The following is an 8,583-nucleotide window of genomic DNA, read 5'->3' as shown; positions in this document are numbered from 1 at the left end:
CGGTGGAAAACGGTGGTACTTGTAGCTGATGGCCGATGTGTTCATCGCGCCCGATTAGCCAGCAACAGTTAAGGCACCAACAACGTGACATCACCCCCTCAAGGGCCTTCTCGCGCCCCTGCATGCCGGCTACATAGGCCATGGCACCTTCATTCGCCCTCAGGTCGTGAAAAAACAAGGTCGAAAAGCCTCCGGGAACGAGGCCGTTCAACCGATCTACAAAGACTTGCCAATCCGTTTCACCAAGCAGCGCCGCATAAATTACAGATGTAAGTTCGCTGCCATATTCATGCGCATTCAGCAAAACCGTTAACCCGCCCCTAGTGCATCTTCTATTGGCCCTAAACCGGACCACAAAGAAGCCCATCCCTCATCACAGGGTGAAGGGAAACACCCGGGTTTACAAGTCATTTTGATTTTTCGGCGGTGTTGAACGATGAGATTGCCTTGCCGCGAAACGAGGCAGATGATCCCTTGCGGCAAATATTCCCGCCATCAAGGTCAGTCCATCAGCAGACATAGCATCCGTCCACCTCTGTCATTTAGTAGTCTTGATGCTCCAATAACGGCATTGAAGAATGCCGGCAATTCTCAGGCTGACAAACTGATCGTTCCTTCCATGGTAGCGTTCCATCCAGAATGCCCCGCGAGTGTGCAAAAGGACCCTTTCGCAGACCAACAAGGTTTCCCTGGCGTTGACGGCTTTAGACACGCCTACCGAACAAGCACCCCTTCGGACGTCATTAGCTTTGTTCAAGACCAAAGACGATCTCCTGCTAACCGGAACGCGACGTTCCTCGGAAATCCATTGAACTATCCCCCGTTCGGGGGAGAGCAGAGTGATGCCATTACAATATCATCTCCAGATCGAATGATCTTTCTGGAGTTTAATGATGGCTGTCGGTATTTCTGGTGTTTTGACTTTATCTCTGATGAGCGTTCTGGGGTTGCACACCCCCGAAGGCTTCCCTACCCTCTCAACCCATGTCGGTGAAATCACCCGAAGCGGTGCCATTAAAACGGCGCGGGGCATGGAATTTACAATTGCGCAGAGCACCCGCGAGATGCGTGAAATTTTTGGCCGCGCGTCAGAACGCAACAAAGAGTTCCACCGAAAGAACGCTGACAAATATCGTCGGTTGCGTGAGAGCATGGACAGACAGCGGGAAAAGAGCAGAAAAAACTCACACCGCGACAATTGCTGCTCAGCCGTATCACGCTGATAGAAAGCTAAAGACGGTCCAGAAGTGAGAAACTTCATCAGGCTGATGCTGCGCCAGGAACCCGCAGTTCGTGTCAGTCACGTAGAGTTCAAAAAAGCCACCGGCGGCTCAGTCGCCGGTGGCTTTTTCGCCCCCCACCATGATCCACCTCAACGACCTCTGCCGGACGCGACAATCCTGAATAGAAAAACCGTATCCTAAAGCCACATGTGGCGGGTATAGAGATCGAATGCATGAAACCGCTCAGAAAGTAACAGCTGTTACTTTCTGAGATTTGGGTGGGCATCTCATACACATTCCAAGCTGTGGCGGAGAAGCATTCCCATCGCCAATTTTGGTTGATCGACGTTGGGGTCTCATACCAGTCGTTATTGATTAGAATCCTTGCGCCTATTGGCGTCATGCCCGTCGGCCTGATGTTCCATGGTCTGTCCTTTAGGGTTCTCCTAGCGTACAGCAGTGGTCGCCGATATCTTCGCAGGACTTGAAGACACGGATTAAGAGCCAATTCTCGCGAACCACGTGCCAAATTTTCTCAACAGGGTTGAGCTAAGGCGACTTCTTCAGCATGTGCGTCATCGACCACATGCGGGAGATTTCTGCCAGATGCTGTGTCCATGGCCTGGGCATCACGAGAGCGGCTGTCTTGCCGAGTTTGGGGCAGATGGCACCGAAGATATAGGCCGAGCAGTTTCGCTGATCATGCGGGGCCTATGACATTGAGCCGCGCCCTGCCCATCGGCAGGGACGTTTCTTAAAACATCTTGGCGGCCTCCGGATCCTGCGCATGATGTCTTAGGCGAGCCGAGAGATTCCCGTAACCCATGGCACACACTTTGCGACCCGAGGGCTTCCTCGCTCGCCGAAATGCCGGGCTCTTTCCAAACCCATTGAGCCAGTTGACGCCGACACCTTCCAGATACGGCGTCGGCCTCTGTTCTATGGCTTGCACCAAGACCTTACGCTATTCGTCCTGCAGGTTAAAAGGCTCTCCGGGAGCCTTGCCGTTGATCAGCCCGTGAACTACCGTCATAGATCGATGCGAACGAAAGAAGCCGCCGCGCATGATCGGCGTCTCGTGTCAGCCGGGCCAGACGCCGCAAGATGGACCCGTCGAAGCCCCTTCGCAAAAAATCGCTGAACTCATCGTAAACCTCCAGTTTGCAACAGAGATTCAGATTCGACCTCTCTTGGGATTCCCGAAAGTCAGCATCTGCGGCGATTGGTATCACGGGCAAGAGAGCGACCAACCTCATAACAGATAGAAAAGTAACAGCTGTTACTTTTCTATCTTGCCGTAACGATGATCTGCCAAACCAAACAAGCTGCGTTCGAGATTCAGCTTACCCTCGAGAGCCCGATCAATCATAGCCCTGAAATACCCCCCCGGCTTGGAGATCTGCTCAGGATCTCGGATAGATTTCTCCACGACAGTCGCCAAAATGGCCGCTGCAGCATAAACTCCAACCTTCTCCTTTCCGTCCGCCCAGCCGGCCTCAGACAACCCAACCATTCTGCGCATGATTTCACCAGATCGACCAAGCGCCCCCCAGGAATCGAAGGAAACGTCAGTCATTGCCTGAACCTCAGGGCAGGCAGCGTGAAGCAATCCAAGCGAGACAACACCCAAAATATTTGTTTGGATTGAATTCATACCTTTCTCTTCCGCGCTAGCAGCTTGCTTACCAGTCGGAATTTCATCAGGCTTTATTTCATAAGCCTTGTCGAGCGCGTTGCGCTCGTCTGAATGGTTTAAGTCGCGCTCGTTAGAGCGCGTCCGTTTTTCGTTACTAACATTTAGAGATTCTGGGGTTGTATTAATATAAGAGATGACGCTGATGTCACCCTCGCATGACAATTCAGTTGTACTGGCGGCTGCCGCAACGATTGTCGCGACATGCTGGTGCAGGGTCCTGACTTCGTTTGCTCGCGTAAGAGTGTCTTTTTCTTTTCGGAGGATGTCTGCCAATTCCGAGCGAACATTCAGTGTTTCGCTCGGGCATGCGCGGCACATATCTTCGATCGCTCGTGCGAGCCTTGCAATGTCTCTCTTCGCTTCGAGGTCGGCCTTAAGCCTTCTCTGGTACTGCGCAACAACCTCGCGCAGCTCATCCGCTCTGACGCGTGCTGGCGTAAAATCAATACCGAAGCCCGTGACCACGTCACCGTCACTATTACGATAAACGAAACGACGCCCGGTCGAACTGTCACGGTATGCGGCAATACCGGCCTCAACGAGACGGCGAATACATCTAATGACGGTCCGCTCCGAACGCATCGTATACTCGGCAAGTTTCGCATTGGATATTGCAACGACAGGGCGTCCGGCACCCTTCCAGTCATCGGCTCGGGAAAGCCCGAGCAGAATGTCCATAACGTGATAAGTTGTACCGTCAATGCCGAGAACAGGGGCGGCTTTCTTGAGAAGCAGCGCAATCTCTGACTTCGTGACGTCAGGAATATCGTTTGCCATCGCAAGTCGAGCACTAGCGATCATTCCTGGGGTGACACGCCGAAATGACGCCACTGCAGTTGATTCAGTCATAGCGTTCCCGTTGCGATAAAATAATCGCAATCCCAGTCGTTTAATTGTGGGGAAGCCACCGGATTTCGGGCGCAAAAAATCAGTCTCTGCCTGTTAGGGAGACTTGATTAACACCCTGGACCGTCTTAGAATCAGATCGTTACAGCTGATGTCGACGGTGCTTCATGTTCCGTTGGCCAAGGGTTTAAGGGTCTATCGATTGCAGTCGGTAGGCCCTTTTCCGTTCTGGCGATTAGCTCATCCCAGAATCCTTTCTCTGTTGGACCTGAAATTCCGTTAGGAGTTCGGGCAGCCGTTGCAGCAGCCAGTCCGAAAGCCCAGGAAGGCGGTTGTCTGGAATTGTGATTTTAGTCGACGTTTCCGACCGCTTTGCCGCGATCACAACTCCGTTGTCCAAGACGACATCAACTGCCTCAGGCGCATGCTTGATGGATCTGTCCAGTGTCTCAAGGATCAAGGAAAATCGCTTATCGCTATCAACGTCATGCCATGAGGACGAGGCCGTCAACCGTGCAACAGCTTCTTTCTGCGACCTGTTAAGCTGGCGATCCTTGATCAGTGATCCTAATTTTTCCCACTTCGGTCGCCCTACGGACGAGGCGGGGCCGATCAGTCGAATGAGTTCCTCCGGGATGAGGGCTGCCGTATTCGTCAACATCGATATGTAAGCAAGGTTTTTTCCCTCTTTCCGCCCAAGCGCATCGGAGATTATTTCTCGCGAATATTTGCGCTCTCTCAGCGTAAGGGCGAACAATGCCTGCTCGATGAACGATAGGTTGAGGCGTTCGGAATTCTCAATCCCCTGTGAAACGACCAGCTCTTCATCGCTCATCTCGCGAACGATTGCCTTGACTGGACGTTTTAGGATCTGACATGCGCGAAGGCGGCGATGTCCATAGGCAGCCTGGTAGTGGCCTGGCCTGCCGGAAAGAGGTCGAACGAGTATAGGGAGCTTCTGCCCCGCCTCCCGGATTCCCTCAACAAAAGCCTGGAAGCTCACATCGCCTTCTATATCAAGACGGTCATTGACGAATGAGCCGATAACCCGATCCGGGTCAAGTTCGATGATTGATTCAGATGAGAGAAGCTGATCATGCAGACGCCTATTCTCGTCCTCGATGGAGACAAAAGCCCTATCCATGGACTTAACCGCAGCAGAACCGACCCGGCGCTTATCCGCGTCGATAGGAGAGGGCGGTGACTGCTTCGCAAGCGCGTCAGTATCGACGTTCGCGAACAGGCTCTTCATGCGCTGATTTCGTTCCTTTGGGCTTGTCATCATCTGCCCCACACGTCTTTGATGTGAAGAAAGATTTCACGGTTTACCGAATCCACCGACTCGAGTGCCCGTGCGAGGGTGTCGCGCCCGACACTCCCCCTAGAGAGTTCGTAAAGGCTCTTTTTTTCCAGCCCGGCGCTCGCGATTGCCGTTGTCTCCACAACGGATGGTGCCAGAACATCATCCTTGAAGAGCGAACGAAGCAAGGTAACGACATTGACCTGCGGGCCATCATTCGGATTATGCCGGGTGATAACGTAGCGTATGAAATCGTGGGTAAGCTCTCCACCACGCTCTTCAATCACCTGCATAAGATCGCTCATCATCGCGAGAAACTGGTTCATGCTTGCGACGTCGATCATGGCTGGATGGATGGTGATAATCAGCCCGGTTGCTGCACAAAGTGCGCCAAGGGTTAGATAGCCCAGTTGGGGCGGTGCATCGATCAGAACGACATCGTAATCCGCCTCAACCTCCGAAATAACAGACGAGAGCCGCCGAAAGAAAATGGCATCGCCCCGACCATAACCCTCGGCGATCGCCTGTGGGGTCTCGTGCTCATATTCCATCAGTTCCAGGTTCGCAGGAATGAGATCGATCCCGTCGAAATAGGTTTTTCGGATCACTTCACGGATGGGACGACGGTTTTCGTCGTAGCGGATCGCGGCATAGACCGTCTCGTTCTCATCAACGTCAAATTCTGGCTGATAACCGAACATTGCCGAAAGCGACGCCTGCGGATCAAGGTCGATAGCAAGAACCCTCAGTCCTTGTATTGCCAGATAGTGGGCAAGATGAAGGGTGGTTGTCGTCTTGGCCGAACCACCTTTGAAATTGGCGACTGCAATAACCTGAAGCTTTTCACCTTCACGCCGGCGTGGAAAGAACTCAAGAGCCTCGGCCGGTCGCTTCTGCGCAAGATGTTCGCGAATCTGATTGACCTGCGCGAGTGTATAGATCCTGCGGCCGTTGTCCTGCCGATCGGGGATCGCGCTTTCCCCATCAAGGGACATCTGCCGCAAGGTCGATTCTGCGATACCGAGGAGCGTCGCAACTTCTCGTGACGTAAATGTCTTGAGCGTCTTTGCTGTTGCCGGTTCATAAAGTCTTTCGCGGATCGACTGGAGCTGAGCAGACAGCATTTGCGACTGCCTGCTGATCTTCGAAGCGGAAGATTCTAACGGTTCTGTCTGCTTCTGGTTCGCTCTCATCTTTCCTCACGACGGTTTTTGCGTGATTGCCGGTTATTTTCCGTCGAGAAACGATGGCCCGATTCCGCCCGCACGTCAAACGCTACTTGGTTAACGCAACCTTAACGTCCACAGCTGCCGGATCGCATTGATGGTTTGAACATCAATTTAATTTCATGTTTTCAATATCTTATTAAATTTTCACAAAAATCGCGTCATTCGCCCCACTGACATTTGTGCTAACGAACACGCAGTCACGGCTGGGCTCAATTCGCAAGGTTTCCCCGAAGAGAACGAGAATCACCCGCTGGCACTTCTGGCAGTAGATCGAAGTTCTCTGCCCCGGCAAATCTTCTTTCGCCATCAACGCGCGAGAAATCTGTTCAATGGTTATTATTGCCGCCAAGGCCCCAAGAAGAGACGCCCGATCCCACCTGGTAAGAGACCCGCATCGTCTCATCGCCTCCATCTTTTCGGGTCAACCAGTCTGGAGAGTCCGCTGCAAGTCCAGACTTGAAGCCACCAGATACGTGGAGGACAACCTGGCAGAGATCCTGCCCATGGCGTTGAATAATGGCCCGCCCTACCTGGTTTGCCTACCCGGATCAGCGACACGAGAAGCATCATGGTTCTGCTCTCCGCAGACAGTCAGAGCATCTGATCATCTTCCTTTCCGTATCCGTCCGCCAAATGTTTCCTTCTCTCAAAAGGAAGCGGCCTGATCATGCTCAGCACCCAAAACCGCTCACTTCCCCGTCTCGTCAGCAAGCTGCAGAACGCACTGGGAGATCACCTGTGCGTCGCGCTCGAAGATCCAGATGTCGTAGAGATCATGCTCAATCCGGATGGTCGTCTGTTCATTGAAAGGCTCGGTCACGGCATGGCCGCAGCTGGGGATATGACTCGCTCTGCCGCCGAAACCGTCATCGGCAGCGTCGCCCATGTTCTGAACTCGGAGGTCGACGACGACCGCCCGATCGTATCTGGCGAACTGCCAATCGGCGGGCACCGCTTCGAAGGATTGCTGCCACCGGTGGTCTCCGGTCCATCATTCACGATCCGTCGTCGCGCATCTCGCCTGATCCCGCTTGATGACTATGTGTCCAGCAAGATGATGACCGCACAGCAAGCCGAGGTCATCCGAAGCGCCATCGTGTCCAAACTCAACATCCTCGTTGCCGGTGGCACGGGCTCGGGCAAAACCACCCTCACCAACGCGATCCTTGCGGAGATCGTATCGAGTTCTCCCGACGATCGCTTCGTAATCCTGGAAGACACAGCCGAGATCCAGTGCGCCGCGGACAACGCAGTCAGCCTCCACACCAGCGACACGGTCGACATGTCGCGTCTCCTGAAGAGTACAATGCGCCTCCGGCCGGATCGTATCATCGTCGGCGAGGTCCGAGACGGCGCAGCGCTCACCATGCTCAAGGCCTGGAACACCGGGCACCCCGGAGGGGTCGCGACGATCCACTCAAACAGCGCGCACTCAGCACTCCAGCGTCTCGAGCAGCTGACCGCTGAAGCCAGCCATCAGCCTATGCAGGCGGTCATCGGAGACGCCGTCGATCTGATCATCTCGATCGAGCGAACGGCCAAGGGCAGGCGCATCAGCAAGATACTTCACGTCACCCGCTTTGCGGGCGGCCAGTACCAGACGGAACCCTACGCAGAGGAGAGCCGCGATGCAGCATAAGAAATTCCTCCTGACATTTGCCGCATTGGCTACCGCTGCGATCGCCGCTGCGTCGCCCGCCTTCGCCAGTTCTGGTGGAAGTCTTCCGTGGGAAGGACCGCTCGAGCAGATCCAGGAATCCATCACCGGTCCGGTCGCCGGCTACATCGCGCTGGCAGCGGTCGCGATCGCCGGCGGCATGCTGATCTTCGGTGGTGAGCTCAACGATTTCGCCCGTAGACTGATGTACGTGGTGCTCGTCGCCGGCATTCTGCTTGGAGCCACGACCATCGTCGGCCTCTTTGGTGCCACCGGTGCGTCTATTGGCCTGCCAACGGGTCAAGTCGCGAATGTTGTTCCGGACGGAGCGGGGGAGGGGGCATCATGAGACTCCAGCGCAATCGCATTCATCGCGCGCTGTCGCGTCCGAACCTGCTGATGGGTGCCGACCGCGAGCTGGTGCTGATCACCGGGCTTGCGGCCGTGATCCTGATCTTTGTCGTCCTGACGGTCTACTCGGCGCTCTTCGGAGTGGCCGTCTGGATCGTTATCGTCGGTTTGCTTCGCATGATGGCCAAGTCCGACCCTCTGATGCGGCGGGTCTATGCCCGTCACATTTCCTACAAGCCCCACTACGGGCCAACGGCCGCGCCGTGGCGAAGATACTGAGG

Annotated in this window: 7 protein-coding genes and 1 pseudogene; 4 read left to right on the top strand and 4 right to left on the bottom strand. The window is 54.5% G+C overall.

Annotation, left to right across the window (positions count from 1 at the left end):
* Nucleotides 1–304 (bottom strand): annotated as a pseudogene (locus GGQ66_RS22915) (hypothetical protein); the annotation flags it as partial.
* 589 nt (nucleotides 305–893) lie between these two features.
* On the opposite strand from GGQ66_RS22915, the gene GGQ66_RS08540 reads away from it, so the two are divergent.
* Entirely contained in the window at nucleotides 894–1,223 is a 330-nt protein-coding gene (locus GGQ66_RS08540; protein WP_183791414.1) for a hypothetical protein, read from the top strand.
* Between the two features lie 1,279 nt (nucleotides 1,224–2,502).
* Here GGQ66_RS08540 and repC read toward each other — a convergent pair.
* The 3 genes from repC to repA all read right to left on the bottom strand — a co-directional run bounded on the left by repC (nucleotide 2,503) and on the right by repA (nucleotide 6,258).
* The gene (repC, locus tag GGQ66_RS08535) at nucleotides 2,503–3,768 is read right to left on the bottom strand and encodes a plasmid replication protein RepC (protein WP_183791412.1); all 1,266 of its coding nucleotides are present in this window, start codon (nucleotides 3,766–3,768) and stop codon (nucleotides 2,503–2,505) included.
* Nucleotides 3,769–4,000: 232 nt separating this feature from the next.
* Entirely contained in the window at nucleotides 4,001–5,017 is a 1,017-nt protein-coding gene (gene repB, locus GGQ66_RS08530) for a plasmid partitioning protein RepB (protein ID WP_237358832.1), read from the bottom strand.
* 29 nt (nucleotides 5,018–5,046) lie between these two features.
* Nucleotides 5,047–6,258 (bottom strand): plasmid partitioning protein RepA, encoded by a 1,212-nt coding sequence (gene repA / locus GGQ66_RS08525; RefSeq protein WP_183791408.1) that lies wholly within the window; start codon nucleotides 6,256–6,258, stop codon nucleotides 5,047–5,049.
* Between the two features lie 703 nt (nucleotides 6,259–6,961).
* On the opposite strand from repA, the gene trbB reads away from it, so the two are divergent.
* From trbB to GGQ66_RS08510, 3 genes are read left to right on the top strand one after another with little or no spacing between them, the layout of a single operon-like run.
* Complete coding sequence (gene trbB / locus GGQ66_RS08520) at nucleotides 6,962–7,933, top strand: P-type conjugative transfer ATPase TrbB (RefSeq protein WP_183791406.1); 972 nt, start codon at nucleotides 6,962–6,964, stop codon at nucleotides 7,931–7,933.
* Nucleotides 7,923–8,300 (top strand): TrbC/VirB2 family protein, encoded by a 378-nt coding sequence (locus GGQ66_RS08515; protein WP_183791404.1) that lies wholly within the window; start codon nucleotides 7,923–7,925, stop codon nucleotides 8,298–8,300. The genes trbB and GGQ66_RS08515 overlap by 11 nt, the downstream gene beginning before the upstream one ends.
* A complete protein-coding gene (locus GGQ66_RS08510; RefSeq protein WP_183791402.1) occupies nucleotides 8,297–8,581 on the top strand; it encodes a conjugal transfer protein TrbD in 285 nt (94 codons plus the stop codon). Before GGQ66_RS08515 ends, GGQ66_RS08510 begins: the two co-directional genes overlap by 4 nt.
* Nucleotides 8,582–8,583 lie beyond the last annotated feature (2 nt).

The organism is Allorhizobium borbori, from assembly GCF_014196535.1.
GTDB lineage: Bacteria > Pseudomonadota > Alphaproteobacteria > Rhizobiales > Rhizobiaceae > Ectorhizobium > Ectorhizobium borbori.
The sequence above is the reverse complement of the archived record's forward strand: the minus strand, read 5'-3'. Positions and strand labels throughout refer to the sequence as shown.